General features: G+C 70.5%; 24 protein-coding genes. 12 read left to right on the top strand and 12 right to left on the bottom strand.

The window, feature by feature from the left end; genetic code table 11:
• Positions 1–255: 255 nt before the first annotated feature.
• From ACIBAF_RS12980 to ACIBAF_RS12930, 11 genes are all read left to right on the top strand, one after another.
• Positions 256–1,548 (top strand): hypothetical protein, encoded by a 1,293-nt coding sequence (locus ACIBAF_RS12980; RefSeq protein WP_399463237.1) that lies wholly within the window; start codon positions 256–258, stop codon positions 1,546–1,548.
• Positions 1,545–2,021, top strand: a complete 477-nt coding sequence (locus ACIBAF_RS12975; protein ID WP_399463236.1) for a hypothetical protein — start codon at positions 1,545–1,547, stop codon at positions 2,019–2,021. Before ACIBAF_RS12980 ends, ACIBAF_RS12975 begins: the two co-directional genes overlap by 4 nt.
• Positions 2,022–2,076: 55 nt before the next feature.
• Positions 2,077–3,585: an AlkA N-terminal domain-containing protein gene (locus ACIBAF_RS12970; protein WP_399463235.1), complete on the top strand. Its 1,509-nt coding sequence runs from the start codon at positions 2,077–2,079 to the stop codon at positions 3,583–3,585.
• Positions 3,586–3,594: 9 nt separating this feature from the next.
• Entirely contained in the window at positions 3,595–4,092 is a 498-nt protein-coding gene (locus ACIBAF_RS12965) for a methylated-DNA--[protein]-cysteine S-methyltransferase (RefSeq protein ID WP_399463234.1), read from the top strand.
• A gap of 171 nt (positions 4,093–4,263) precedes the next feature.
• Positions 4,264–5,154, top strand: a complete 891-nt coding sequence (locus tag ACIBAF_RS12960) for an alkaline phosphatase family protein (RefSeq protein ID WP_399463233.1) — start codon at positions 4,264–4,266, stop codon at positions 5,152–5,154.
• A 5-nt stretch (positions 5,155–5,159) separates the two neighbouring features.
• Entirely contained in the window at positions 5,160–6,428 is a 1,269-nt protein-coding gene (locus ACIBAF_RS12955; protein WP_399463232.1) for an MFS transporter, read from the top strand.
• Positions 6,425–7,447: a TolB family protein gene (locus ACIBAF_RS12950; RefSeq protein WP_399463231.1), complete on the top strand. Its 1,023-nt coding sequence runs from the start codon at positions 6,425–6,427 to the stop codon at positions 7,445–7,447. The genes ACIBAF_RS12955 and ACIBAF_RS12950 overlap by 4 nt, the downstream gene beginning before the upstream one ends.
• Positions 7,448–7,600: 153 nt before the next feature.
• Entirely contained in the window at positions 7,601–8,242 is a 642-nt protein-coding gene (locus tag ACIBAF_RS12945) for a hypothetical protein (RefSeq protein WP_399463230.1), read from the top strand.
• Between the two features lie 113 nt (positions 8,243–8,355).
• Positions 8,356–8,580 (top strand): ferredoxin, encoded by a 225-nt coding sequence (locus tag ACIBAF_RS12940; protein WP_399463369.1) that lies wholly within the window; start codon positions 8,356–8,358, stop codon positions 8,578–8,580.
• Positions 8,537–9,961 (top strand): NAD(P)/FAD-dependent oxidoreductase, encoded by a 1,425-nt coding sequence (locus ACIBAF_RS12935; RefSeq protein ID WP_399463229.1) that lies wholly within the window; start codon positions 8,537–8,539, stop codon positions 9,959–9,961. Before ACIBAF_RS12940 ends, ACIBAF_RS12935 begins: the two co-directional genes overlap by 44 nt.
• Before the next feature lie 24 nt (positions 9,962–9,985).
• Positions 9,986–11,221, top strand: a complete 1,236-nt coding sequence (locus tag ACIBAF_RS12930; RefSeq protein WP_399463228.1) for a cytochrome P450 — start codon at positions 9,986–9,988, stop codon at positions 11,219–11,221.
• A 25-nt stretch (positions 11,222–11,246) separates the two neighbouring features.
• Here ACIBAF_RS12930 and ACIBAF_RS12925 read toward each other — a convergent pair whose 3' ends face one another.
• From ACIBAF_RS12925 to ACIBAF_RS12915, 3 genes are all read right to left on the bottom strand, one after another.
• Positions 11,247–11,975 (bottom strand): SIR2 family NAD-dependent protein deacylase, encoded by a 729-nt coding sequence (locus tag ACIBAF_RS12925; protein WP_399463227.1) that lies wholly within the window; start codon positions 11,973–11,975, stop codon positions 11,247–11,249.
• 105 nt (positions 11,976–12,080) lie between these two features.
• Entirely contained in the window at positions 12,081–12,581 is a 501-nt protein-coding gene (locus ACIBAF_RS12920) for an NUDIX domain-containing protein (protein WP_399463226.1), read from the bottom strand.
• Positions 12,578–13,735 (bottom strand): ADP-ribosylglycohydrolase family protein, encoded by a 1,158-nt coding sequence (locus ACIBAF_RS12915; protein ID WP_399463225.1) that lies wholly within the window; start codon positions 13,733–13,735, stop codon positions 12,578–12,580. Before ACIBAF_RS12915 ends, ACIBAF_RS12920 begins: the two co-directional genes overlap by 4 nt.
• Positions 13,736–13,953: 218 nt before the next feature.
• On the opposite strand from ACIBAF_RS12915, the gene ACIBAF_RS12910 reads away from it, so the two are divergent.
• The gene (locus ACIBAF_RS12910; RefSeq protein ID WP_399463368.1) at positions 13,954–15,072 is read left to right on the top strand and encodes a glycerate kinase; all 1,119 of its coding nucleotides are present in this window, start codon (positions 13,954–13,956) and stop codon (positions 15,070–15,072) included.
• A gap of 53 nt (positions 15,073–15,125) precedes the next feature.
• On the opposite strand, the gene ACIBAF_RS12905 is transcribed toward ACIBAF_RS12910, so the two are convergent.
• The 9 genes from ACIBAF_RS12905 to ACIBAF_RS12865 all read right to left on the bottom strand — a co-directional run bounded on the left by ACIBAF_RS12905 (position 15,126) and on the right by ACIBAF_RS12865 (position 25,529).
• Complete coding sequence (locus ACIBAF_RS12905; RefSeq protein WP_399463224.1) at positions 15,126–16,355, bottom strand: alpha/beta fold hydrolase; 1,230 nt, start codon at positions 16,353–16,355, stop codon at positions 15,126–15,128.
• Positions 16,356–16,532: 177 nt separating this feature from the next.
• Positions 16,533–17,351, bottom strand: coding sequence for a CDP-diacylglycerol--serine O-phosphatidyltransferase (gene pssA, locus ACIBAF_RS12900; RefSeq protein ID WP_399463366.1), 819 nt, complete (start codon positions 17,349–17,351; stop codon positions 16,533–16,535).
• A gap of 22 nt (positions 17,352–17,373) precedes the next feature.
• A complete protein-coding gene (locus ACIBAF_RS12895; protein ID WP_399463223.1) occupies positions 17,374–18,030 on the bottom strand; it encodes a phosphatidylserine decarboxylase in 657 nt (218 codons plus the stop codon).
• Positions 18,031–18,201: 171 nt separating this feature from the next.
• Positions 18,202–19,407: an acyl-CoA dehydrogenase family protein gene (locus ACIBAF_RS12890; RefSeq protein ID WP_399463222.1), complete on the bottom strand. Its 1,206-nt coding sequence runs from the start codon at positions 19,405–19,407 to the stop codon at positions 18,202–18,204.
• Positions 19,408–19,410: 3 nt separating this feature from the next.
• A complete protein-coding gene (locus ACIBAF_RS12885) occupies positions 19,411–19,917 on the bottom strand; it encodes a MaoC family dehydratase (protein WP_399463365.1) in 507 nt (168 codons plus the stop codon).
• Between the two features lie 5 nt (positions 19,918–19,922).
• Positions 19,923–20,882: an HpcH/HpaI aldolase/citrate lyase family protein gene (locus tag ACIBAF_RS12880; protein WP_399463221.1), complete on the bottom strand. Its 960-nt coding sequence runs from the start codon at positions 20,880–20,882 to the stop codon at positions 19,923–19,925.
• Positions 20,879–22,927 (bottom strand): protein meaA, encoded by a 2,049-nt coding sequence (locus ACIBAF_RS12875; protein ID WP_399463220.1) that lies wholly within the window; start codon positions 22,925–22,927, stop codon positions 20,879–20,881. Before ACIBAF_RS12875 ends, ACIBAF_RS12880 begins: the two co-directional genes overlap by 4 nt.
• 17 nt (positions 22,928–22,944) lie before the next feature.
• The gene (gene ccrA / locus ACIBAF_RS12870) at positions 22,945–24,282 is read right to left on the bottom strand and encodes a crotonyl-CoA carboxylase/reductase (RefSeq protein WP_399463364.1); all 1,338 of its coding nucleotides are present in this window, start codon (positions 24,280–24,282) and stop codon (positions 22,945–22,947) included.
• A gap of 431 nt (positions 24,283–24,713) precedes the next feature.
• Positions 24,714–25,529, bottom strand: a complete 816-nt coding sequence (locus ACIBAF_RS12865; RefSeq protein WP_399463219.1) for a TetR family transcriptional regulator — start codon at positions 25,527–25,529, stop codon at positions 24,714–24,716.
• Between the last annotated feature and the right edge of the window lie 130 nt (positions 25,530–25,659).

The following is a 25,659-nucleotide window of genomic DNA, read 5'->3' as shown; positions in this document are numbered from 1 at the left end:
CCTCCCGGTGCCGGCTCTCCCGGTGCCGGCCCTTCCGACGCCGGGCCTCTGGACAGCGGGCCCCCGGGCCGTGGCGCTGCGGACAACGGTGCCCTGGGCGACCCTGCCCCGGACAACCCTCGCCCCGACACTGGCGCGCACGGCAACCCTGCCTCCGGCAACAGTGCCCCCGACAACCCTGTCCCCGACATCCGTGGCCCGGACAAGTCTGCCCCCGACCACCGCGGCCCGGACAAGTCTGGTCGCGATGATCAGGTGTCGGGCAGCGGTGCCGTCGGTGGGGCGGAGTTGGAGGCGCTCAGGGCGCGGGTCGCGGTGCTGGAGGCGGAGCGCACTCGCACTCGCCGTCCCCCGCACCACCGGATCCGCTCGCTCGTCGCGGTCGTGCTGATCGTCCTCGGTTGTGTCCTGGCCCCCCTGGGGGCGTTGGCCGCCTGGACGGCCGACATCGTGGGCGACTCGGATCGCTATGTCGACACCGTTCGCCCCCTCGCCTCCGACCGCGACGTGCAGAACGCGGCCGCGAGCCGGGTCACGAACGCCGTGATGGACCACCTGGACCTCAACGCCCTGCTGCAGGACGTGGTCCCGACCCAACGTCCGCTCGTCCAGAAGGCGTTGGGCAAGCTCGGCGGCTCCATCGAGGGCGCCGTCGGCAGTTTCGTGCAGGACAAGACGCAGGCCGTCATCGCCTCCGACGCCTTCGAACGGATCTGGGTCGACGCCAACCGCCGCATCCACAGCACCGTGGTCAAGGCCCTCACCGGCAGCGGCGGCGGCGCCGTGAAGATCGAGAACGACACGGTGACCGTGGACCTCGCCCCGGTCGTCGACCAGGTCAAGAAACGACTGGTCGACTCCGGCCTGACGGTCGCGGGAAAGATCCCCGAGGTCCACACCGACTTCACGGTCGTCAGGTCCGACGACATCGGCAGGGTGCGGACCTACTTCCGGCTGCTGCAACTGGCCGGTCTGTGGCTGCCGATCGTCGCTGTCCTGCTGGTGGCGTCCGGTGTCCTGCTCTCCACCCACCGGCGACGCGTTCTCATCGTTTCCGCGCTCTGTTTCGCCTTCGCCACCCTCCTGCTGGGCGTCGCGCTCACCGTTTTCCGGGTCGTCTACCTCGACGCGCTCCCGGCCGGCATCTCCCAGCCGGCCGCCGGATCCGTCTACGACACGCTCACGCGTTTCCTGCGCACGTCCGTGCGGGAGGTCGTCGCCGTCGGGGTGGTGCTCGCGCTGGCCGCCTGGCTGACCGGGCCGGGCCGCCGCGCCGTTCTCGTGCGAGGGCTGTGGCATTCGGGCATCGGCGCCGTGCGGGCGACCGCCGACCACGCAGGACTGCGGACCGGCCCCGTCGGCCCGTTCGTGAACCGCTTTCGCAACTGGATCAGCTGGATCCTGGCTGGGGCGGCCGTCCTGGCGTATCTGCTGTGGCCGTACCCGACCGGCTGGGTCGTGATCGGCCTCGCCCTCGCCCTGCTCTTCGCGCTGGGCGTCGTCGACTTCCTCGCGGACCGGCCCCGCCGAAAGGACAGCCCCGCATGAGCGCGAACCCCCCGGCCGACGAGCCGCACGGCGAGATCGGCACCGCCTGGTCCATGCCGCGCGGCGGACCGCGCCGGCCCACCCCGCCCCGCAGCCGGTTCGGCGGCGGCGTCGTCTTCGCCGGCGTCCTGATGCTGTGCGGCGGCGTGCTCGCCGTCCTCCAGGGCATCGCGGCCATCGCCGAGGACGACGTCTACGCCCGCGTCGGCGCCTACGTCTACGAGCTCAGCCTCACCGGCTGGGGCTGGATCCACCTCGTCCTCGGCATCGTCACGGCCGCGACCGGCGCGGCCCTCCTGAAGAAGGCGGACTGGGCCCGCTTCCCGGGCGTCTTCCTCGCCGCGCTGAGCCTGGTCGCCCAGTTCCTGTTCCTGCCGTACGAGCCGCTCTGGTCGGTCACTGTCATGGCGATCGACGTGTTCGTGATCTGGTCGCTGGCGTCTGCCTGGGAGGGAGCGGGCCAGGCCACGTGAGGTCGATGTCGGATTCTCGCCAGCGTCGGGGCGGTCGTCGGCCGATGCTGGAGGCATGCAGAACGGGATGTACACCGATCGGGAGCGCTGTGTGCGCGCCGTACAGTCCAAGGACGCGCGGTTCGACGGCTGGTTCTTCACGGCGGTCCTGACCACCGGAATCTACTGCCGGCCCAGCTGCCCGGTGGTGCCGCCCAAGCCGGAGAACATGGTCTTCCATCCGAGCGCGGCCGCCTGCCAGCAGGCCGGGTTCCGCGCCTGCAAGCGTTGCCGGCCCGACACCACCCCGGGGTCCCCGGAGTGGAACCAGCGCGCCGATCTGGTCGCCCGCGCCATGCGGCTGATCGCCGACGGAGTCGTCGACCGCGACGGCGTCCCCGGACTCGCCGCGCGCCTCGGTTACAGCGCCCGTCAGGTCGAACGCCAACTCCTCGCCGAACTCGGCGCGGGCCCCCTCGCGTTGGCCCGTGCTCAGCGCGCCCAGACCGCTCGCCTCCTCATCGAGACGACCGAACTCCCCATGGCCGATGTCGCGTTCGCCGCGGGTTTCTCCTCCATCCGCACCTTCAACGACACGGTGCGCGAGGTCTTCGCACTCTCCCCGAGCGCACTGCGAGCCCGCGTTCCGCGGAAGAACCCCTCAGCCCCCGCGCACACCTCAGCCCATCCGGCCACGCCCGCCACGCTGGCCCTCCGCCTCCCCTTCCGCGCCCCCCTCAACCCCGACAACCTCTTCGGGCACCTCGCCGCCACCGCCGTGCCGGGCGTGGAGGAGTGGCGGGACGGTGCGTTCCGGCGCACGCTCCGGCTGCCGTACGGGCACGGGATCGTGGCGCTCACCCCGAACCCCGACCACATCGGCTGCCGTCTCACCCTCAGCGACCTGCGCGATCTCACCGTCGCCGGCAGCCGGTGCCGACGCATGCTCGACCTGGACGCCGACCCGGTCGCCGTCGACGAGCAGCTGCGCACGGACCCGCTGCTCGCGCCCCTGGTGGACAAGGCCCCCGGCCGCCGGGTGCCGCGCACGGTCGACGAGGCGGAGTTCGCCGTGCGCGCCGTGCTGGGCCAGCAGGTCTCCACGGCGGCCGCCCGCACCCACGCGGCCCGCCTGGTCACCGCGTACGGCGACCCGGTCGACGATCCCGAAGGCGGTCTCACCCATCTGTTCCCGACACCCGAGGCGCTCGCCGTCGTCGACCCCGAGCAGCTGGCGATGCCCCGCACCCGCCGCACCACCTTCACCACGTTGGTCGGTCAACTCGCCGACGGCACACTCCACTTGGGTGTGGAGAGCGACTGGGCCGAGGCCCGCGCCCGTCTCCTCGCGCTGCCCGGCTTCGGGCCGTGGACGGTCGACGTCATCGCGATGCGCGCCCTGGGCGACCCCGACGCATTCCTCGCCACCGACCTCGGAATCCGGCGCGCCGCCCAGGAGTTGGGCCTGCCCTCTACCCCGGCGGCACTCACGGCCCGTGCGGCGGCCTGGCGGCCCTGGCGCGCGTACGCCGTCCAGTATCTCTGGGCGACCGACAGCCACCCGATCAACTTCCTTCCGGTATAGGGGTGTTCAGTGAACCAGCACACGATCGTCGACAGCCCGTACGGCCCCCTGACCCTCGTCGCCGACGACGGCGTCCTGTGCGGCCTCTACATGACCGAACAGCGCCACCGCCCGCCCGAGGAGAACTTCGGCCCTCGCGACGACACCCTCTTCGGCGACACCGAGGAACAGCTCGAAGCCTATTTCGCAGGCGATCTGCAGGATTTCTCCCTCTCACTCCGCCTGCACGGCACCCCGTTCCAGCAAAGCGTCTGGGCCGAACTGCGCAGGATCCCGTACGGCGAGACCCGCACCTACGGCGAACTCGCCGAAGCCCTCGGCAATCCGGCCGCCTCCCGCGCGGTGGGCCTCGCCAACGGCAAGAACCCCGTCGGCATCATCGTGCCCTGTCACCGTGTGATCGGAGCGGGCGGCGGCCTCACCGGCTACGGTGGCGGACTGGAACGCAAGCAGCGCCTGTTGAACTTCGAGAACGGCACCGCGCCCGGCGAAACGACCCTCTTCTAGACAGAGCCGGAAGGACCGGACGGCTTTTGTTGTGCATGACCTGCGCCTGGTGTGACCTTTGCCTGATGAGGTCCACCGTTCGTCTGGCCTTCACTCAGGCCCGGCCGAGGGCTTCTAGGGTTTGCGGCGCTGCCCCCTCGCACGTCCGTCCCTTCTGTCCGGAGGACAGTCATGGCCGCCGTCAAGGCTTCCCAGCGCAACAGACGCCCCCTCGCCGCACTCGCCGGGGCCGTCGCCCTCACCGCCACGTCGATCGGCGTGTGGGCCGCCACGGCCTCCACCGCTGAGGCCGCGGCTCTCCCGACCCCCGACCACGTGGTGGTCGTGGTGATGGAGAACCACGCCTACTCGCAGGTGATCGGCAGCTCCAGCGCCCCCTACATCAACAACACCCTCAAGGCGGGTGGCGCCAACCTCACCCAGTCCTACGGCCTCACCCACCCCAGTGAGCCGAACTACTACATGCTGTTCTCGGGCTCCAACCAGGGCCGCACCGACGACAGTTGCGTCAGCGTCGGCTCCATCAACAAGCCCAACCTCGCCTCCGAGCTGATCGCCGCAGGCAAGACCTGGGCGAGCTACAACGAGTCGCTGCCCAGCCAGGGTTCCACGACCTGCAGCAGCGGCAACTACGCGCAGAAGCACAACCCGTGGTTCGGCTTCTCCAACGTGCCCACCAGCACCGCGAAGACCATGACGCAGTTCCCGACCGACTACACGACCCTGCCGAAGGTCTCCTTCGTCGTGCCGAACCTGTGCAGTGACATGCACGACTGCTCGGTCTCCACGGGCGACACCTGGATCAAGAACAACCTGGGCGCCTACGCCACCTGGGCCCAGACCCACAACAGCATCCTCGCCGTCACCTTCGACGAGGACAACAAGCTGTCCGGCAACCGCATACCCACCGTCTTCTACGGGCAGCACGTCACCCCCGGCAGCTCCAGCGCCACCACCTACAACCACTACAACGTCCTGCGGACCGTGGAGGACCTGGCCGGTCTGAGCGCGCACGCGGGCAACGCCGCCTCCGCCTCCGACATCAGCGGCATCTGGAACTGACGCCCGTGTATCTCGCGGACTCCCGCAGCACCAAGGCCGCCGTCGCCCCGGACCCCCGTCCGGGGCGGCGGCCGGCCGCCGTGCCCGGCACCGTGCTGGCCCTGGGTGCGGTCAGCCTGATCACGGACGTCTCCTCGGAGATGGTCACGGCGGTCCTGCCGCTCTACGTGGTCGCGGGCCTCGGTCTGTCGCCGCTCGGGTTCGGTCTCCTCGACGGCATCAACAACGGCGTCGGGGCCCTGGTCCGGCTGGCCGGAGGCCATCTCGCCGACCGGGGAGGCCGCCGGCACAAGGTCGTGGCAGGCCTCGGCTACGGACTGTCGGCCCTGTGCAAGCCGCTGCTGCTGCTCGCCCACACCCTCCCCGTGATCAGCGCCGTGCTCGCGGCCGACCGCACCGGCAAGGGGCTGCGCACGGCCCCCCGGGACGCGATGATCTCGCTGGCCACCGAACCCGCCCACCGGGGACGGGCGTTCGGGGTGCACCGTGCCATGGACACCACCGGCGCCCTCCTCGGCCCGCTCGTGGCCTTCGCCGTGCTGCGGGCCACCGTCGACGGCTACGACGCGGTCTTCGCGGTCAGCGGCTGCATCGCCGTACTCGGGGTCCTGGTGCTGGTGCTCTTCGTGCCCCGCCACATCGCCCCCGCCGACGCCGTGCCACGGCCCGAACCGGCCCGGCCGCTGCTGCGGGACGCGCTCGGACTGCTGCGCCGCCCCGAACTGCGCAGGCTCACCGTGTGCGCGACCCTGCTCGGCCTGACCACCGTCAGCGACTCCTTCCTCTACCTGCTGCTCCAACGCGAAGGGGACCTGCCCGCCCATCTCTTCCCGCTGCTGCCGCTGGGCACCGCCGCCGTCTTCCTGCTGCTCGCCTTTCCGCTCGGCGCACTCGCCGACCGGGTCAGCCGCCGTCGGCTCTTCCTGGGCGGCCACGGCGTCCTGCTGCTCGGCTACGGCCTGGTGCTCTCCCCTTGGCACGGCGCCCCCGCCGTGATCGCCGTCCTCGTCCTGCACGGCGCCTTCTACGCCGCCACCGACGGAGTCCTCGCGGCCGCCACCGCCGGCGCCGTGCCGGACCAGCACCAAGGGGCCGGGCAGGCGCTGGTCGGCACCGGCCAGGCGCTGGCCCGGTTCGCCTGCTCGCTCGCCTTCGGCGCGGCCTGGAGCCTGTGGGGCGGGCACACCGCGCTCGCCGTCACCGCCGTCGCGCTGGCCGTCAGCGCCGTGGCGGCCTCCTTCATCCTCCGTACGGCCGACGAGGTGCCCGCATGACCAGAACCGCCCGCCTGCTGATCCTGCTGGTCTCGGTCCTGCTGCTCGGGGGCGTGGGCACCGGGGCGGTGCTGTACGCCGCCCACCGGTCGGGCATGCGTGACCAGCAGCAGGCGCACGGTCCGACCGTGCGGGCCGGCGACGTCTCACTCCGGCCGACGACCGGCCGCCGGCTGCTGGTGCGCAACCTGGCCTGGGGCCCGCACCGCGACGAGATCGCCACCGTGCCCGCCGACGAACCGCAGGGGCCGCGGACCGCCTCGGGCGTCAAGTGCCTGCGCTTCCACGCGGCGGCCGGCACCGGCATCTGCCTGCAGGCCGTGCACGGCGCACTGCAGGACACCTACCGAGCGGTGGTGCTCGACTCGCACCTGCACGAGCTGCACCACTTCCCGGCCGCCGGGATCCCCACCCGGGCCCGGGTCTCGCCCTCCGGCCACCTGGTGGCCTGGACGGTCTTCGTCAGCGGAGACTCCTACGCCGGCACCGACTTCTCCACCCGCACGGCCATCGTCGACACCCGCACCTGGGCGATCGACGACAACCTGGAGACCTTCCGCATCATGAAGGACGGTCGGCCCTACCGCGCTGCGGACATCAACGTCTGGGGCGTCACCTTCGCCGACGACACCCGCTTCTACGCCACGCTGGCGACCGGCGGCCGGACCTACCTCGTCCAGGGCGACGTCACCGCACGCACCCTCACCACCCTGCACGGCAACGTCGAATGCCCCTCCCTCTCGCCGGACGGCACCCGGATCGCCTACAAGAAGCGCGTCAAGGGGGCCTCCGCCGACGCCCCCTGGCGGCTGTACGTCCTCGACCTGCGCACCATGAAGGAGACCGCGACCGCCGAGCAGCGCAACATCGACGACCAGGCCCTGTGGTCCGACGACTCCACCCTCGTCTACGCCCTCCCCGGCGACTACGGCTCGGACCTGTGGACCGTCCCCGCCGACGGCAGCGGCACGGCCCGCACCCTCATGACCTCCGCTGTCGCCCCCGCCTACCTGGGGTGACAGCTCTCCCACGGCAGGCCGCCGCGTCGAGCCGCTGGGGTGCTGTTCACCTCTATGGCGCATCAGGGTCTTCCTCCCGAGTGACCCAGGTGGCGCGAGCGCCTGGATCGCGAGTGTCTGTGCGAAGGAGCACCAGGCAGAAGGCGAGAGACCATGGAGCTGAAGCGCGAGCTCAAGCAGGATCCCCTCGCGACACCCTGGGCCGCCGGGGTGGCCGGGGTGGTGTTCGCGATCCTGATGGCCACGGCGATCGCCCTGATGCGCACCGCTCTGCCCGACGGCGGCGACGCGACCGTCGATGCCGGACAGCGTGGCGCCGTGCGGACCGCGCTGGAGCTGCTCCCGTTCGCCGGGATCGCCTTCCTGTGGTTCATGGGCGCCCTGCGCGAGCAGGCCGGGGAACGCGAGGACCAGTTCTTCTCCACCGTGTTCCTGGGCAGTGGCCTGGTCTTCGTCGCCACCCTGTTCGGCGCTGCCGCGGCGGCCGGAACCGTGCTCGGCGAGAGTCAGCAGCACCCTCCTTTCGGCCGGGACTTCGCCTACGCCCTGCTGACCACGTACGCCATGCGGATGGCGGCGGTGTTCATCATCACGACCTCGACCATCGGCCGCCGACACGGCGCCCTCCCGCGCCCGCTCGTCGTCCTCGGCTACCTGGCGGGCCTTGCGCTGCTCCTGGTGGGAGCGAGCGTGCCCTGGTCCGAACTGGTCTTCCCGGCCTGGGCGCTGCTCCTCAGCCTGAACATCCTGCGGGGTCGGCGTCCCGCACGCCCGCGGCCCGCCCCGTCGACCTGAGCCGACCGCACCGCTCACTCGAACGGCCTCCTTCTCGTCGCCGGATCCCGCCCGGCCGCCGAAGGTGGCAGCAGGGGACTGACCGGGCCGTTGGAGAGGAGACCGATCCCATGCTGAGGATTGCCGTCGACCTGAACCGCTGTCAGGGGTATGCGCAGTGCGCGTTCCTCGCCCCCGAGATCTTCACCATGCACGGTGAGGAGGCGCTGCTGTACGACCCGGAGGCCGACGAGGCGCAGCGCGCGAAGCTGGCCCAGGCTGCCGCGGCCTGTCCGGTCCAGGCCATCCTCGTCGATGCGGTGGACGCACCGGCCGAGGCGGTGTCCGGTGCACGGTGACGGAGCCCTGGAACAGTTCAAACGCGAGGGCCGCATCGTCGTCGTAGGCGCTTCGCTGGCCGGGCTGCGCGCCGCCGAAACCCTGCGGGCCGAGGGCTTCGCGGGCTCCCTGACCATGATCGGCGACGAGCCCCACGAGCCGTACGACCGGCCCCCGCTCTCCAAACAGGTGCTGTTGGGCAGGGCGGCCGCCGACCGCACCGCGCTGCCCAGGCTCCGCTCGGTCGACGCGACCTGGCGGCTGGGCGTCCCGGCCACCGGCCTGGACATGGCCGCAAGGCGGGTGCGGCTGGCCGACGGCGACGAGGTGCCGTACGACCGGCTGCTGATCGCCACCGGCGTTCGGGCGCGAGCGTGGCCGCGGGAGGCCGAGGCGGAACTCGACGGCGTCTTCGTCCTGCGGACCCGCGACGACAGCGTCGCGCTCGCGCGGCGGCTCGAGGAGGGCCCCAAGCGGGTCCTCGTCATCGGGGCCGGGTTCACCGGCTCGGAGATCGCCTCCGCCTGTCGCGAGCGCGGCCTTGCCGTCACCGTCGCCGAGCGCGGCGCGGCGCCTCTGGTCGGCGCTCTCGGCGGGGTGGTCGGCGCGGTCGCCGCAGAGCTCCAGCGCGCGCACGGTGTGGACCTGCGGTGCGGGATCATGGTGACCGCTCTGGAGGGCGACGCCTCGGGACGGGTGCGCGCCGCGCAGCTGTCCGACGGCTCCACCGTGCAGACCGACGTGGTGATCGTCTCGCTCGGCGCCATCCGCAACACGGACTGGCTCGCCGGATCAGGACTGGGGGCAGGCCCCCGGGGCATCGCCTGCGACGCCGGCTGCCGCGCCTTCGACATCCGCGGAATCGTCACCGACGACATCTATGCGGCGGGCGACGTCGCACGCTGCCCGCACCCCCTCTTCGGCTACCAGTTCCTGTCCCTGGAGCACTGGGGCAACGCCGTCACCCAGGCCCGGATCGCGGCGCACAACATGATCAGCGAGAGCGCCGACCGCATCCCCCACATGGAGGTGCCGGCCTTCTGGTCCTCACAGTTCGGAGTCAACATCAAGTCGGTCGGGGTGCCGTCGCTGGGGACGGAGATCGTCATCTCGCAGGGCACACTCGAGAGTCACCGGTTCATGGGCGTCTACGGCTACCAGGGGCGCGTCATCGGCGCGGTCGCCTTCGACCACGCCCGGTGGCTGCCGTTCTACCAGGAGCTGATCGAGACCACCGCGCCGTTCCCGCCGCCGTTCACCACGGTCGACCGGCACGCGGACGGACAGCGGCCGGTCGACGCGGACTTCCCCGACCCGTCGGTCCCCACGCACGGCCCCACCGTGACCCTCGGCGGATATGCGCCGACCGACCGCCGGATGACGTTCACCCCCGCGCACTGACCCGTACGGCCACGAGGACTCGCCATGACGCCATCCTTGCTGCACCAGATCCTGGACTACGCCAACCGCGCCAACCCGTACCCGATCTACGAACAGCTGCGGAAGACGCCGGTACACCACGAAGACGGCGGGCCGTACGTCATCAGCACCTACTACGAGATCCGCAGCCTCCTGCACGATCCGCGGATCAGCTCCGACGCCCGCAACCTGGCCTCGACCGCCCACGACCCGCTGGCCGAGCCGACCCAGGAGGAGAGCGCCCTGCCGCCCGGGTTCCTGCGGCTCGACCCGCCCGAACACGACCGGCTGCGACGCATGACGAACCGGCCCTTCGGCCCGCCGCACTCCCCGCACCGCGTCGACGGGATGCGCGCAGAGCTCCACGACATCGTCTCCGGCCTCATCGACGGCATCGGCGACCCGAGCCGGATCGACCTGGTCGAGCAGTTCTCGTATCCCTTCCCGGTGACCGTGATCTGCCGACTGCTCGGCGTACCACGCGAGGACGAGGCGCGTTTCCACACCTGGGCGGACACGCTCGCCGCGAGCCTGGACCCCGACCCGGACGCGGACCCTGCTGAGCGGGGCAAGGGCGCGCACGACGCCCGCATGCAGCTGGGCATGTACCTGGCCGGCCTGATCGAGGAGCGCCGCAAGAATCCCGGCGACGACATGCTCTCCCAGCTGGCCACGGCCAAGGGCGAGGACGGCGCGATGACGACGATGGAGCTGCTCAGCACCGCCGCGCTGCTGCTGATCGCGGGGCACGAGACCACCGTCAACCTCATCACCAACGGAATGCTGACCCTGCTGCGCCATCCCGACGTCCTGCAGCGGCTGCGCGAGGATCCGCGGCTGGCCGTGCCCGTCGTCGAGGAGCTGCTGCGCTTCGAGCCGCCGGTGCAACTGGTGCCACAGCGCACCACCCTCGCCGACATCGAGGTCCGCGGCGTCACCATCCCCAAGGGCGCCTCCCTCTGGCTGGTTCTGGCGTCCGGCAACCGCGACCCCCAGCGCTTCGAGGACCCGGACCGCTTCGACCCGGACCGCCGGGACATCCAGCACCTCGGCCTGGGCAGCGGCATCCACAGCTGCTTCGGCGCGCCACTCGCCCGGCTGGAGACCCAGTTCGCCCTGTCGGAGCTGGCCCGGAGGCTGGAAAACCCACGTCTGCTCAAGGACCCGCCCCCGTACCGGCAGAACGCCGTGCTCCGCGGGCCACGGCGTCTGCACATCTCCTGCGACGGGATCCGCCCCTAGGGCTCCCTTGAGGCGTGCCCGGGGGCTACTCGGCGCCGAGTTGGCGCAGCAGCTTCGGCAGGGCGGTGCCGATGGGCTCGCGGATGACCTCCCCGGCCCGTTCGTCGTACGGCGTCGCCTCGGCGTTGACGATGACGAGCCGAGCGCCGTGATCCGCGGCGACGCCGGCGAGCCCGGCGGCGGGCTGCACCTGAAGACTGCTTCCCACGGCGACGAACACCTGACATGCCTTGGTGATCGCGACGGCCTGACCCAGCACCACCGGATCGAGCCGCTCCCCGAACATCACGGTCGCCGACTTGAGGATGCTTCCGCACTCCAGGCACGGCGGATCCTCCTCCCCGGCCTCGACCCGGGCGAGGGCGTCCTCCATGGGCCCGCGCGCATGACAGCCGGTGCATACGAAACTCCGTGCGGAGCCGTGCAGTTCGAGCACCTTGCGGGCGGGCATCCCGCCGAGCTGGTGCAGCCCGTCGACGTTCTGCGTGATGACCCGCACCGGTACGCCGGACTTCTCCAGCTCGGCCACGGCGAGATGCGCGGCGTTCGGCTCGGCCCGCAGCGCCCGGTTCTTGCGCCGCAGCTGCCAGGATTGCCGCCGGATCTGAGGATCACCCATGTAGTACTCGTACGTGACGAGCTTCTCCGCCTCCGGATCCCGCCGCCACAGCCCGTTCGGACCGCGATAGTCGGGGATCCCGGAATCCGTGGAGATACCGGCCCCGCTGAGGATGGCGACGAGTGGCTTGCTCATGCGTTCGAGCGTAAGGCGGGGGATCCGGGAGCCGCGAGCGGATATCGCGGCGCCCCGCCGGCAGCCGCGTACGACCAGGGGGAGTCCGGGCGCGCCGTCCGGCGGTCAGCTCACCCGGTGGCCGTTCTCGAGCTCGGCCGTCAGCGACGGGTCCGCCAGGGCGTCCAGCGCGGCCAGGACCCGGTGGCCCAGCTGGCCCGGCAGGTAGTCGGTGAGCTCCTCGGGCCGGACCAGCCGCCAGGACAGCAGCTCCGCCTCCTGCAGCCGGATCGCCGCGAAGTCGTCCTCGCCGAGGACACCGCCGTCGTACACGTACGCCACCCGCGGCGGCAGGCCCGGGTCGAGCACCCAGTCGACCGCGAGCAGTCGGCCGAGCTCGCGGTCGAGACCGATCTCCTCGAGCGTCTCGCGCCGCGCGCCCTGCCGCGGGGTCTCCCCGCCGTCGGACTCGATCGTCCCGCCCGGAAGCGCCCAGCCCGCCCGGTAGTTGGGCTCGACGAGCAGCACCCGCCCCTCGGCGTCACGGAAGATCGCGGCGGCGCCCGCCAGGATCCGGGGCAGGGAGGCGAGGTAGGCGGCGAAGTCGGTCGTACCGGAAGCAGTCACCCGGAAAGGGTAAGGGGCGGGGGATCGACCGGTGGCGCGTCCGGCCGGTTCTGCGTCGGGCGTCGGGTGCGCGTGTCGTCCAGCCGGGCGAGCCGTGCCAGTCGAACCGTCCGTTGCGCCAGCTCGCTGATCCGTGCGCCGTCGAAGCCGAACACCGCGCTGCGGACCGTGTCCTGAAGCGGCTGGGTCCACTGGGGCGGGATCGCCGCGGCACCGGTCAGCACACCGGCCACCGAACCGGCCGTCGCCCCGTTGGAGTCGGTGTCCAGGCCGCCGCGCACGGTGAGCGTGATCGTGCGGGTGAAGTCGCCGTCGCCGTACAGCAGTCCGGCGGTGAGGACGGCGATGTTCGGGACGGTGTGGATCCAGCCCAGGCCCGCCGTCTCCGCCTCCATCGTCGTGAGCGTGTCCTCCCAGCTCATACGGGTGGCGTGCAGGGCGACGACCCGGCGTACGGTCCGGGCGAGACGGCTGCTCGCCGGGACGACGGCCAGCGCCTCCTCCAGCGCGTCGCGCACCGTCGGCGCGGTGAACGCCGCCGAGATCAGCGCGGCCGCGAACATCGCGCCGTACACGCCGTTGCCGGTGTGCGACAGCACCGCGTCCCGGCGGGCCAGGGAGGCGGCGCGACGGGGGAGTCCGGGGCTGGTCCAGCCGTGGACGTCGGCACGGATCAAAGCGCCGATCCACTCCTGGCAGGGGTTGTCGTACGTCGCCGTCAGCGGCGGCCTGAGCCCGTTTGCGAGGTTGCGATAGGCGGCCCGCTCGGCGGTGAACGTCTGCAGATACGGCAGCCGCAGCAGCCACAGCTCGCCGACCTGCTCGGTGCTGAAGCCGAAGCCGTGGGTCTCCAGGAGGTCGAGGCCGAGGATGGCGTAGTCGACGTCGTCGTCGCGGCAGCTGCCGTGGATGCGGCCGCGCACGCACGCGCGCCACTCCGGGCGCAGCCGCAGGGCGTCCTCCTCGGTGGGCGGTTCGGGCAGGTAGTCGGTGAGGGGCAGGGCGGCGGCCCGCCGCAGATAGCGGTCGATGCGTGTCCGCGTCCACAGGTCGCCCTGCTCGACCGGTTTGCCGAGCATGTTGCCCGCGATCCGGCCCAGCCAGCCCCCGAGGACACGGTCGGCGAGGTCCGGCTCGCCGCCCACAGGGGTCATGGTTCCGGTTTACCCGATTACGGATCCCGGGAACACTCGTGCGGGCCCCGACGGCCCACAGGCGGCGCTCAGGCCTGGTCCAGGGTCCGGTCTCCGCATGACGGCGGGGGCGTCCTCCGGTTAGGGTCGCAGCGGCGCGACTGGCCCTGACGTGCGCGGGGCCCGGAGAGCAAGGGGATGGCAAGGTGGCGGACGCTGCAGCGCAGGGCACCCGACGGGTGCTCGTGGCCGCGGACAAGTTCAAGGGCTCGCTGACGGCCGTGGAGGTCGCCGAGCGGGTGACGGCCGGGCTGCGCCGGGTCGTGCCGGACGTCGAGGTGGAGGCCCTCCCCGTCGCCGACGGAGGCGACGGGACGGTCGCCGCGGCGGTCGCGGCCGGGTTCGAACGCCGCGAGGTGCGGGTCGCCGGCCCCCTCGGGCACGAGGTCACCGCCGCTTTCGCGGTGCGCGGCGACACCGCGGTCGTGGAGATGGCCGAGGCGAGCGGGTTGCAACGGCTCCCGGCCGGCGTGTTCGCACCGCTCACGGCGTCGACGTACGGCTCCGGGGAGCTGCTGCGGGCCGCACTGGACGCGGGCGTGCGCACGATCGTGTTCGGCGTCGGCGGCAGCGCCACCACGGACGGCGGCGCGGGCATGCTGTCCGCGCTCGGCGCCCGGTTCCTGGACGGGGACGGCGAGCCGGTGGCGCCGGGCGGCGGCGGTCTCGCGGAGCTGGCCCGCGCCGACCTGTCGGGCCTGGACCCGCGCCTCGCCTCGGTCGAACTGGTCCTGGCGAGCGACGTCGACAACCCGCTGACCGGCCCCAAGGGGGCGCCGGCGGTGTACGGGCCGCAGAAGGGCGCCTCGCCGGACGACGTAGAGACCCTGGACGCGGCGCTCACGCACTACGCGACGGTGCTGGAGGCGGCGGTCGGGTCGAGGGCGGCGGAGTACGCGGCCGCGCCGGGCGCGGGCGCCGCGGGCGGCATCGGCTACGGCGCGCTGCTCGTCGGGGCCCGCTTCCGCGCCGGGATCGACGTCATGCTCGACGTGCTGGGCTTCGCGCCGGCGCTGGAGCGGGCGGAGCTGGTGATCACGGGCGAGGGGTCGCTGGACGAGCAGACCCTGCACGGCAAGGCTCCCGCGGGGGTCGCCGCGGCGGCCCGTGCGGCCGGCAAGGAGGTCGTCGCCGTGTGCGGCCGTCTCGCCCTGTTGCCGGCGGAGCTGGGCCGGGCGGGGATCCGCCGCGCGTACCCTCTGACCGACGTCGAGCCGGACGTGGCCACGTGCATCGCGGACGCCGGACCGATCCTGGAACGGGTCGCGGAGCGGATCGGGCGGGACTTTCTGTCCTGAGCCCCACGTGCCCTGGGCCCCTTTCCCGTACGGGTCTCATACCCGTACGGGTCTCATAGGGGGTACAGAACGCCGAGGTCGTCCCGGTAGTAGCTGCCGCTGGTGAGACCCTCGACCTTGCTCTTGTCGAGCCAGTGTCTCGCGTAGCGCTGTACGACCTTGGCGTTGCGCTCCCAGACCACGGAGTGTCCCGCACCGGCCAGCTGGAACATCAGCTTGTCCGGTCCCTGGATGGCCGTGTAGAGGTCCGGGACGGAGAAGTGCAGGACCGGAGGGAGCGCCGCCGACGTGTTGGCCTGCGTGTCCTGCTCGCCGTAGAGGATGAGTACGGGTACCCGGTCACCGAGGATGTAGGTGTCGCCCGGGTCCTTGTGCGGGACGGTCTGGTTGTTCCAGCCCCACCAGTAGGAGTTCCGGTACCGCAGGACCCCCTCGAACACGCCGGGTGACACCGCAGGGCCCCAGGTGCTGCCGAGGGGATCGTTCTGCATGATGGCGCGCCACACCTTGTCCTCGATGCCGGGTTCCCGCTGCGTGGGGCCGGCCTGTTCCTTGTCCCAGCCGGCCTTGAAGCCGGTCTTGCTGCCGACGTTCATCGGGAAGCCGAACGTGACGGCGGGCAGGGACAGGGGCAGCGCCGCGGCCTCGGGCGGACGCCCGAAGGGGTCTGCGGGGTTCGTGGACCAGCGGCCCCGCGGCGGGAAGATCGGGGCGAGCAGGAGCAGGCTCTTGACCTCGCCGGGGTGCTGGAGCGTGTAGGGGCCCATGACGAAGGCGGCCGCGGACCAGCCGACGAAGTCGATCGAATGGTCCCTGCCGGGCAGTGCCCTGATGAACTTGACGACGGTGTCCAGCTCCGCCCACTCGCTCTCGGCGTTGCCGAGCTGGTGCGGGTAGGGAGGCGGGCACGGGGTGGTCGTGAGGGGGTTCGGGTTCAGGACGTCCGTCTGCTGCGCCGGGTTGGCGTTGCAGGGCTCGTCCATCTGCGGACGCGGTGAGCGTCCGCTGCCCTGGAGGTCCATCAGGAACACGTCGTAACCGTCGTCGGCGAGGTCCTGCGCCCAGCTGTAACGGGTCTCGGGACCCTCGGCTCCCGGGGGGAGCACCAGGTCGAACCCCGCAACCGCGGGCACGCTTCTGCCGTGGAGCATCAGGACCGGCTGAGGCGTGTGGGACGGCTTGGTGCCGTTGTACTCCCGGACGAACAGCTGCACGTCGGTGCCCGCGTTCGCCGGGATCGTCGAGACGTGTGGGACCAGGTGGTCCACCTTGGATGCGGGCATGGTCGTCCTCCGATCCATCGAACAGGATGAATCCCGGATAAACCCCCTGATTCCACCGTCCTCTTCTTGCCTGCCGCCTGCAAATGGGCGTGAGGGAGAGGTAGTTGACCTGTCAAACGGGTGTGGCCCGAGCCTGGAAGAGGCTCGGGCCACACCCGGTCGACGGTGAGGTGAGGGTCAGGGCAGCTGCGCTGCCCGGGCCTCGCGCCGGTTGTCGCGGAAGTTGTTCACCCGGCGGGCCGTGGCGAACAGCGGGATGACCGCGCCCATCACCAGCTGCAGCGCGCAGCCGGTCTGGAGCAGGAGCTGACCGCTCGGGGCGTCGAACGCCCAGGCCGCCAGCAGGCCCATCGACAGCACGATCCAGGCGAGCATCGCGCCGGCGAGACGGCCCCGCGGCTTCGGGTACTCGACCCGGCTCACCATCAGCCAGGCGGTGCCCAGGATGGCCATCAGCGTCGCGGCGAAGGGCAGCTCGAGGAGCACGATCGAGACGACCGTCAGCGCGCCGAACGGCGAGGGCATGCCTTGGAAGGTGCCGTCCTTGACGGTGACGCAGGAGAATCTCGCGAGCCTCAGGACCACCGCCAGCAGTACGACGATCGCGCCGACCGCCGCCACCCGCTGGTGTGCGTCGTCGGCGACCATGCCGTAGACCAGGACGAAGTACGCCGGGGCCAGACCGAAGCTGATCAGGTCCGAGAGGTTGTCCAGCTCCGCGCCCATCGGAGACGAGCGCAGCTTGCGGGCGACCAGGCCGTCGAAGAGGTCGAAGACCGCCGCGCACAGCATCAGGATGACCGCCGTGGCCGCGCTGTGGCGGGCCATGCCGGTCTCCTGGTCACCGGTGAGGTGCGGGATCAGGATGCCGGTGGTGGTGAAGTACACCGCCATGAAGCCGCATGTGGCGTTGCCGAGGGTGAGGGTGTCCGCTATCGACAGGCGGAGAGAGAGGGGCATCTCCTCCTCGTCGTCCACCTCGTCGGCCTCGGGCACCCAGCCCGCCTGGGTCTCAGGGTCAATCACGGTCAATGCGAGTCACCCCCGCCACGGTCTTCTCTCCCACCTCGACCGCGACCTCCACGCCCTCGGGCAGGTAGATGTCGACGCGCGAGCCGAAACGGATCAGGCCGATCCGCTCGCCCTGCTCGACCTTCGTGCCCTCGGGGATGTAGGGGACGATGCGGCGGGCGACGGCGCCGGCGATCTGGATCATCTCGATGTCACCGAGCTCGGTGTCGAAGTGCCAGACGACGCGCTCGTTGTTCTCGCTCTCCTTGTTGAACGCAGGAACGAAGCCGCCGGGGATGTGCTCGACCGACGTCACGGTGCCGGCCAGCGGCGCGCGGTTGACGTGGACGTTGAGCGGGCTCATGAAGATCGCGACCCGGGTGCGCCCGTCCTTCCACGGCATGATGCTCTGCACCACTCCGTCGGCGGGGGAGATGACCCGGCCCGGGGCGATCTCACGCTCGGGGTCGCGGAAGAACCACAGCATGCCCGCCGCGAGAGCGGTGGCGGGCACGGCGACGGCCTTGGCGGCACCCGAGCGGCGAGCGCGCAGCAGGCTGACGGCTGCGGTGGCGACGGTCGGCAGGAGCCACGGCGATGCTCCGCGCGCGAGGCGTGCGCCTACCAGGCTGTCGCGGTGTGCAGAGGTTTGGCTGTGGGGCATGGATGACCTTCGTAGCGGATGATGCCGCGCTTCGACAGGGGGGACGGCGGCTTTCCGCGATCGTAGCGGTTCGGGGCCACAACTGGGTAAGCCAGGAAGCCGAGTCGACGGCTGAGGAAAGTTGACAGGGTGTGATCTTCTTCTCGAAGAAAACACCCCCAACCCTGACAATCAGCCCTGGAACCGGTACTCCTCGAGCAATCGGCGCCCGATGATCATTTTCTGGATTTCGGCGGTGCCTTCACCGATCAGCAACATCGGGGCCTCGCGGTAGAGGCGCTCGATCTCGTACTCCTTGGAGAAGCCGTACCCGCCGTGGATCCGGAAGGCGTCCTCCACGACCTCCTTGCAGTACTCGGAGGCGAGGTACTTCGCCATCCCTGCCTCAAGGTCGTTTCGTTCTCCGGAATCCTTTTTGCGTGCGGCGTTCACCATCATCGCATGGGCGGCCTCGACCTTGGTAGCCATCTCGGCCAGCTTGAACTGGATCGCCTGGTGCTGGGCGATCGCCTTGCCGAACGTGTGACGCTGCTGGGCGTACTGCACGCCCAGCTCGAACGCACGCTGTGCGACGCCGCAGCCACGCGCCGCGACGTTCACGCGCCCAACCTCGACGCCGTCCATCATTTGGTAAAAACCTCGGCCGGTGACCCCGCCGAGCACCTGGTCGGCGGGAAGTCGCAGGCCATCCATGATGAGCTCGGTGGTGTCGACGCCCTTGTAGCCCATCTTCTCGATCTTGCCCGGGATGGTCAGGCCGGGGCGGACCTCACCGAAGCCGGGCTCCTTCTCGATCAGGAAGGTCGTCATCGACTTGTGGGGCGCGGTGCCCTCGGGGTGTCCTTCGTCACTTCGCACGAGAACGGCCACCAGCGAGGACGTTCCACCGTTCGTCAGCCACATCTTCTGGCCGTTCAGGACGTACTCGTCGCCCTCCTTCACCGCCTTCGACGTGATCGCCGACACGTCCGAGCCCAGGCCCGGCTCCGACATCGAGAACGCGCCCCGGATGTCGCCGGCCGCCATGCGCGGCAGGTAGTGGTCCTTCTGCTGCTGCGTGCCGTGCTGCTTGAGCATGTACGCCACGATGAAGTGCGTGTTGATGATGCCGGAGACGGACATCCAGCCGCGGGCGATCTCCTCGACGCACAGCGCGTACGTCAGGAGCGACTCGCCCAGACCGCCGTACTCCTCGGGGATCATCAGGCCGAACAGGCCCAACTCCTTCAGGCCGTCGACGATCTGCTGGGGGTACTCGTCGCGGTGCTCCAGCTCGGTCGCGACCGGGATGATCTCCTTGTCCACGAAGTCGCGGACGGTGGAGAGGATCTCCTGCTGGACGTCGGTCAGACCGGCGGTCTGGGCGAGGCGGGCCATCGATCAGCCTTCCTGAAGTTCCGGGCGGCCGGGCTGCTCGCCGCCGCGCTCCTTGATGTACGTCTCGGTCGGCACCATCACCTTGCGGCGGAACACGCAGACCAGCGTGCCGTCCTGCTTGTAACCCTTGGTCTCGACGTACACGATCCCGCGGTCGTTCTTCGACTTCGACGGCCACTTGTCGAGCACGGTCGTCTGGCCGTAGAGCGTGTCGCCGTGGAAGGTCGGGGCCACGTGCTTGAGGGACTCGATCTCCAGGTTGGCGATCGCCTTGCCGGAGATGTCCGGCACGGACATGCCGAGCAGCAGGGAGTAGATGTAGTTCCCGACGACGACGTTCTTGCCGAAGTCGGTCGTCTTCTCCGCGTAGTTGGCGTCCATGTGGAGGGGGTGGTGGTTCATGGTGAGGAGACAGAAGAGGTGGTCGTCGTACTCCGTGACCGTCTTGCCCGGCCAGTGCTTGTACGTCGCCCCGACCTCGAACTCCTCGTAGGTGCGTCCGAACTGCATCGCGCTCACGCCTCCGGGATCTCGAACTTCGACGTGCGCTGCATGCCCGCCGCGCGGCCCTTGCCCGAGATGACCAGCGCCATCTTGCGGCTGGCCTCGTCGATCATCTCGTCGCCGAGCATCGCCGAGCCCTTCTTGCCGCCCGCCTCGGAGGTGTAGTAGTCGTACGCGTCCAGGATCAGCTCGGCGTGGTCGTAGTCCTCCTGCGAGGGCGAGAAGATCTCGTTGGACGCCTCGACCTGACCGGGGTGCAGCACCCACTTGCCGTCGAAGCCGAGGGCGGCGGCGCGCTGGGCGACCTCGCGGTAGCCGTCGATGTTGCGGATCTGCAGGTAGGGGCCGTCGATCGCCTGGAGGTCGTTGGCGCGGGCGGCCATCAGGATCTTCATCAGGATGTAGTGGTAGGCGTCGGCCGGGTAACCGGGCGGCTGCTCGCCCACGACCAGCGACTTCATGTTGATCGACGCCATGAAGTCGGCGGGGCCGAAGATGATCGTCTCGACGCGCTGGGAGGCAGTCGCGATCTCGTTGACGTTGTTGAGGCCCTGCGCGTTCTCGATCTGCGCCTCGATGCCGATCCGTCCGACCTCGAAGCCCATGGTCTTCTCGATCTGCGTCAGCAGCAGGTCCAGGGCGACGATCTGCTGGGCGTTCTGCACCTTCGGCAGCATGATGCAGTCGAGGTTGGGGCCGGCTCCCTCGACCACCGTCACGACGTCCCGGTACGTCCACTCGGTCGTCCAGTCGTTGACGCGCACGACCCTCGTCTTACCGGTCCAGTCGCCCTCGTTGAGGAACTTGACGATGGTGTGCCGTGCCTCGGGCTTGGCGAGCGGCGCGCACGCGTCCTCCAGGTCGAGGAAGACCTGGTCCGCCGGGAGACCCTGCGCCTTCTCCAGGAAGCGGGGGTTGCTGCCCGGGACCGCGAGACACGAGCGGCGGGGACGCAGACGGTTGACGGTCATGCGGGGACCTCCAGGGGGTCGAGCTGGTTCGCTGTCCGGATCTCGTCGACGATGCGGCCGATGATTCCGGTGATGTCGAAGTCCTTCGGGGTGAAGACCGCGGCCACGCCCGCAGCCCTGAGCTGTTCGGCGTCTCCATTCGGGATGATGCCACCGGCGATCACCGGGATGTCTGTGGCACCGGCCACACGGAGCCGTTCGAGGACGTCCGGCACCAGTTGGGCGTGCGAACCGGACAGGATGGACAGGCCCACCGCGTGGACGTCCTCCTCCAGCGCGGCGTCCACGATCTGCTCGGGCGTCAGCCGGATGCCCTGGTAGACCACCTCGAAGCCGGCGTCACGCGCCCGCACGGCTATCTGCTCGGCGCCGTTGGAGTGCCCGTCCAGGCCCGGCTTGCCGACCAGGAAGCGCAGCTTGCCGACCCCGAGGTCCTTCGCCGTCAGGTCGACCCTGCGGCGGACGTCGGCCATGGCCGAGCCCTCCTCCGCCGGCACCGCCACCGGCGCCGACGACACCCCGGTCGGGGCCCGGAACTCGCCGAACACCTCGCGCAGCGCCCCCGCCCACTCGCCGGTCGTGACCCCGGCGCGGGCGCACTCCAGGGTGGCCTCCATGAGGTTGGCGGTGCCCTTCGCGGCCTCCTTCAGCTTCTCCAGCGCCTTGCAGGGGCGCGGGTGGTTGAAGGGCGGCTGGTACCGCGTGTCGCGCCAGTTCTGCAGGGAGGCGATGACACGGGCCTCGACCGCCGGGTCGACCGTCTGGATCGCGGTGTCGAGATCGGCGGTCAGCGGGTTGGGCTCGGTCGTCTCGAAGATGTTGACGCCGACGATCTTCTCCTGCCCGGACTCGATACGGGCCCGGCGCTCGGCGTGCGAGGAGACCAGCTGCGACTTGAGGTAGCCGGACTCGACGGCGGCCATCGCGCCGCCCATCTCCTGGATCCGCTCGATCTCCGCGAGGGAGGCCTCGACCAGCGTCGCGACCTTCGCCTCGATGACGTGCGAGCCCTCGAAGATGTCCTCGTACTCCAAAAGGTCGCTCTCGTGGGCGAGGACCTGCTGGATGCGCAGGCTCCACTGCTGGTCCCAGGGGCGGGGCAGGCCCAGGGCCTCGTTCCAGGCGGGGAGCTGCACGGCACGCGCGCGTGCGTCCTTCGACAGCGTCACCGCCAGCATCTCCAGCACGATGCGCTGGACGTTGTTCTCCGGCTGCGCCTCCGTCAGTCCCAGGGAGTTGACCTGGACGCCGTAGCGGAAGCGGCGCTGCTTGGGGTCGTCGATGCCGTAGCGCTCGCGGGTGACCTGGTCCCAGATGCGGCCGAAGGCGCGCATCTTGCACATCTCCTCGACGAAGCGGACGCCCGCGTTCACGAAGAAGGAGATCCGGGCGACGACGTCGCCGAACTTCTCGGCCGGCACCTGCCCCGAGTCCCGGACGGCGTCCAGCACGGCGATCGCCGTCGACATCGCGTACGCGATCTCCTGGACCGGGGTGGCGCCCGCCTCCTGCAGGTGGTAGCTGCAGATGTTGATCGGGTTCCACTTCGGGATGTGGGAGACCGTGTACGCGATCATGTCGGTCGTCAGCCGGAGCGACGGCCCCGGCGGGAACACGTGCGTGCCCCGGGACAGGTACTCCTTGACGATGTCGTTCTGGGTCGTGCCCTGGAGCCGGGTGATGTCGGCCCCCTGTTCCTCGGCGACGACCTGGTAGAGCGCCAGCAGCCACATGGCGGTGGCGTTGATCGTCATCGAGGTGTTCATCTGCTCCAGGGGGATGTCCTGGAACAGCCTGCGCATGTCACCGAGATGGGCCACCGGCACGCCGACCCGGCCGACCTCGCCGCGGGCGAGGACGTGGTCGGAGTCGTAGCCGGTCTGGGTGGGCAGGTCGAACGCCACCGACAGACCCGTCTGGCCCTTGGCGAGGTTGCGCCGGTACAGCTCGTTGGACGCCTCGGCGGTGGAGTGACCGGCGTACGTGCGCATGAGCCACGGCCGGTCCTTCTCCCGCTTTCCTTCGGCGGGCTGACGCTCAGTCATCTATGACCTCGGGTGTCTCAGATGTTGCGGAAGCGGTTGATGGCGTCGATGTGCTGGGCGCGCTTGGCCTCGTCGCGCACGCCCAGGCCCTCCTGGGGGGCCAGCGCGAGGACGCCGACCTTGCCCTGGTGGAGGTTGCGGTGCACGTCGTAGGCGGCCTGGCCGGTCTCCTCCAGGGAGTAGACCTTCGACAGCGTCGGGTGGATCTTGCCCTTCGCGACCAGCCGGTTGGCCTCCCAGGCCTCGCGGTAGTTGGCGAAGTGCGAACCGATGATCCGCTTCAGGGACATCCACAGGTAACGGTTGTCGTACTCGTGGTTGTAGCCGGACGTCGAGGCGCAGGTGACGATGGTGCCGCCCTTGCGCGTGACGTAGACGGAGGCGCCGAAGGTCTCCCGGCCGGGGTGCTCGAAGACGATGTCGACGTCCTCGCCGTCGGTGAGTTCGCGGATGCGCTTGCCGAAACGCTTCCACTCCTTCGGGTCCTGGGTGTGCTCGTCCTTCCAGAACCGGTAGTCCTCGGCGGTGCGGTCGATGATCGCCTCGGCGCCCATGGCCCGGCAGATCTCCGCCTTCTGCGGCGAGGAGACGACACAGATGGGGTTGGCGCCGCCGGCCAGCGCGAACTGTGTGGCGTAGCTGCCGAGGCCGCCGCTCGCGCCCCAGATCAGGACGTTGTCGCCCTGCTTCATGCCGGCGCCGTTGCGGGAGACCAGTTGCCGGTAGGCGGTGGAGTTGACGAGGCCGGGGGCCGCCGCCTCCTCCCAGCTCAGGTGGTCCGGCTTGGGCATCAGCTGGTTGGACTTGACGAGTGCGATCTCGGCGAGGCCGCCGAAGTTCGTCTCGAAGCCCCAGATGCGCTGCTCCGGGTCGAGCATCGTGTCGTTGTGGCCGTCCGAGGACTCCAGCTCGACGGACAGGCAGTGCGCGACGACCTCGTCGCCCGGCTTCCAGGCGTTGACGCCGGGGCCGGTGCGCAGGACGACGCCCGCGAGGTCGGAGCCGATGACGTGGTACGGCAGGTCGTGCCGCTTGGTGAGCTCGCTGAGCCGGCCGTAGCGCTCCAGGAATCCGAACGTGGACAGCGGCTCGAAGATCGAGGTCCACACGGAGTTGTAGTTGACCGAGGAGGCCATGACGGCCACCAGGGCCTCGCCCGGGCCGAGCTCGGGCACCGGGACCTCGTCGAGGTGGATCGACTTGCGGGGGTCCTTGTCGCGGGTCTCGAGGCCCGCGAACATCTCCGTGTCGTCCTTGTGCACGGTGATCGCGCGGTAGGACTCGGGAAGCGGCAGAGCGGCGAAGTCGTCCGAAGTCGAGTCCGGCGACTGGATCGCGTCCAGGATCTTCTGCATGGTCACGGTGTTGCCTCCGGCGGTGAGCGCCCTGAGGGCGGGGCGCTGAGGGTTACGTCGGTGCTGCTGAGGGATGTGAGGGAAGGGCCGTCGGTTCGGCGGCGGTGCTGTTCGGCAGCGCTTTGTGGCGCGGGAGGTTGCCTGTGACGCAGGCGTCCGGGCGCGCAGGCCATGTGCTTGCGGGGACAGCCGACGTACGAAAGGTCTCTGCACGCCGGCCGCCCGGACACTCTCAACGTATGACACCGCGTGTCACCTCGCAAGGCACTGAGTGCCAGAAGTTCCTCTCAGCTGAAATCTTTACGTAACAAATGAGCGATGATCGATCGAACGGGGTCTGAAATCCGCGAGAAAAGGTGCCCTGACATGCCAAAACGGCCACCCCGTGGGGTGGCCGTCGTCACAGCGTGAAGAGTCTTTCCGGCAGCGGCTCAGCGCTCCTTGAGGGCCTGCTCGATGGTGCGCATGACCTCGTCCAGCGGGGCGTCGGTGCGGGCGACCGTCACCAGGACCTCGCCCTGCGCGGAGATCGTCGCCGGGACCTGCGCGGGGGCGCCGGCGACGCTGCGGCCGACTCCGATGCCCGTCCCGAACGTCTTCTGGACGATCGCGAAGGCGTGGTCGAGCTGGGCCTCGACGTCGCCCTGGCCGCCCGCCCTGAGCCAGCGGCGCAGGACGTGGTTGTGGGCGGTGACCACGGCGGACGCGGCGACCTCGGCGAGCAGCGGGTCGTCGTTGGCGTCGTCGTCATGGGCGTGCTCGTCGAAGTGGCCGAGCAGATAGCGGGTGAAGAGCCGCTCGTAGCGGGCCACGGACGCGATCTCCGCCTCGCGCAGCGTGGGCACCTCGCGGGTCAGCTTGTAGCGGGCGACGGAGATCTCCGGCCGGGCCGCGTACATCTTCATGACTTCCTTGATGCCGCGGCACACCGTGTCGAGCGGGTGCTCGTGCGCCGGGGCCGCGTTGAGCACCGCCTCGGCCCGGACCAGGGTGTCGTCGTGGTCGGGGAAGATCGCCTCTTCCTTGGAACGGAAGTGGCGGAAGAAGGTGCGGCGGGCGACCCCGGCGGCGGCCGCGATCTCGTCGACGGTGGTCGCCTCGTACCCCTTGGTCGCGAACAGCTCCATGGCCGCGGCCGCCAGTTCTCGGCGCATCTTGAGCCGTTGGGCGGCCGCGCGGCTGCCTGCGGCACTCTCCGGCGCGTCGGGCGTGGCTGGTGTACGTGAGGACCTGGCGGGCTGGGACATGCCCCGAACGTACTGCATGTGCGCAGCTCGGTGCGCGTGTCCGGGGTTTCCCCCGCCTTCGGCGGGCGGGGGTCCGCCAGTGGGGTCGAGCAGTCCGCCCCAGTCCTCGTGCGCTCGGAACCAGTCGCCG

The sequence above is a fragment of the Streptomyces sp. NPDC051677 genome, from assembly GCF_044453465.1.
Taxonomy (GTDB): Bacteria; Actinomycetota; Actinomycetes; order Streptomycetales; family Streptomycetaceae; genus Streptomyces.
The sequence above is the reverse complement of the archived record's forward strand: the minus strand, read 5'-3'. Positions and strand labels throughout refer to the sequence as shown.

Excerpts from the sequence above, each read along its gene's own strand:
- ACIBAF_RS12950 (WP_399463231.1), top strand. The coding sequence starts at position 6,425 with ATGACCAGAACCGCCCGCCTGCTGATCCTGCTGGTCTCGGTCCTGCTG.
- ACIBAF_RS12915 (WP_399463225.1), bottom strand. The coding sequence starts at position 13,735 with ATGACCCCTGTGGGCGGCGAGCCGGACCTCGCCGACCGTGTCCTCGGG.
- ACIBAF_RS12875 (WP_399463220.1), bottom strand. The coding sequence starts at position 22,927 with ATGACTGAGCGTCAGCCCGCCGAAGGAAAGCGGGAGAAGGACCGGCCG.
- ACIBAF_RS12945 (WP_399463230.1), top strand. The coding sequence starts at position 7,601 with ATGGAGCTGAAGCGCGAGCTCAAGCAGGATCCCCTCGCGACACCCTGG.
- ACIBAF_RS12895 (WP_399463223.1), bottom strand. The coding sequence starts at position 18,030 with ATGCCCCACAGCCAAACCTCTGCACACCGCGACAGCCTGGTAGGCGCA.
- ACIBAF_RS12905 (WP_399463224.1), bottom strand. The coding sequence starts at position 16,355 with ATGCCCGCATCCAAGGTGGACCACCTGGTCCCACACGTCTCGACGATC.
- ACIBAF_RS12890 (WP_399463222.1), bottom strand. The coding sequence starts at position 19,407 with ATGGCCCGCCTCGCCCAGACCGCCGGTCTGACCGACGTCCAGCAGGAG.
- ACIBAF_RS12975 (WP_399463236.1), top strand. The coding sequence starts at position 1,545 with ATGAGCGCGAACCCCCCGGCCGACGAGCCGCACGGCGAGATCGGCACC.
- ACIBAF_RS12960 (WP_399463233.1), top strand. The coding sequence starts at position 4,264 with ATGGCCGCCGTCAAGGCTTCCCAGCGCAACAGACGCCCCCTCGCCGCA.
- ACIBAF_RS12885 (WP_399463365.1), bottom strand. The coding sequence starts at position 19,917 with ATGCAGTTCGGACGCACCTACGAGGAGTTCGAGGTCGGGGCGACGTAC.
- ACIBAF_RS12880 (WP_399463221.1), bottom strand. The coding sequence starts at position 20,882 with ATGACCGTCAACCGTCTGCGTCCCCGCCGCTCGTGTCTCGCGGTCCCG.
- ACIBAF_RS12935 (WP_399463229.1), top strand. The coding sequence starts at position 8,537 with ATGCGGTGGACGCACCGGCCGAGGCGGTGTCCGGTGCACGGTGACGGA.
- ACIBAF_RS12925 (WP_399463227.1), bottom strand. The coding sequence starts at position 11,975 with ATGAGCAAGCCACTCGTCGCCATCCTCAGCGGGGCCGGTATCTCCACG.
- ACIBAF_RS12865 (WP_399463219.1), bottom strand. The coding sequence starts at position 25,529 with ATGTCCCAGCCCGCCAGGTCCTCACGTACACCAGCCACGCCCGACGCG.
- ccrA (WP_399463364.1), bottom strand. The coding sequence starts at position 24,282 with ATGCAGAAGATCCTGGACGCGATCCAGTCGCCGGACTCGACTTCGGAC.
- ACIBAF_RS12970 (WP_399463235.1), top strand. The coding sequence starts at position 2,077 with ATGCAGAACGGGATGTACACCGATCGGGAGCGCTGTGTGCGCGCCGTA.
- ACIBAF_RS12930 (WP_399463228.1), top strand. The coding sequence starts at position 9,986 with ATGACGCCATCCTTGCTGCACCAGATCCTGGACTACGCCAACCGCGCC.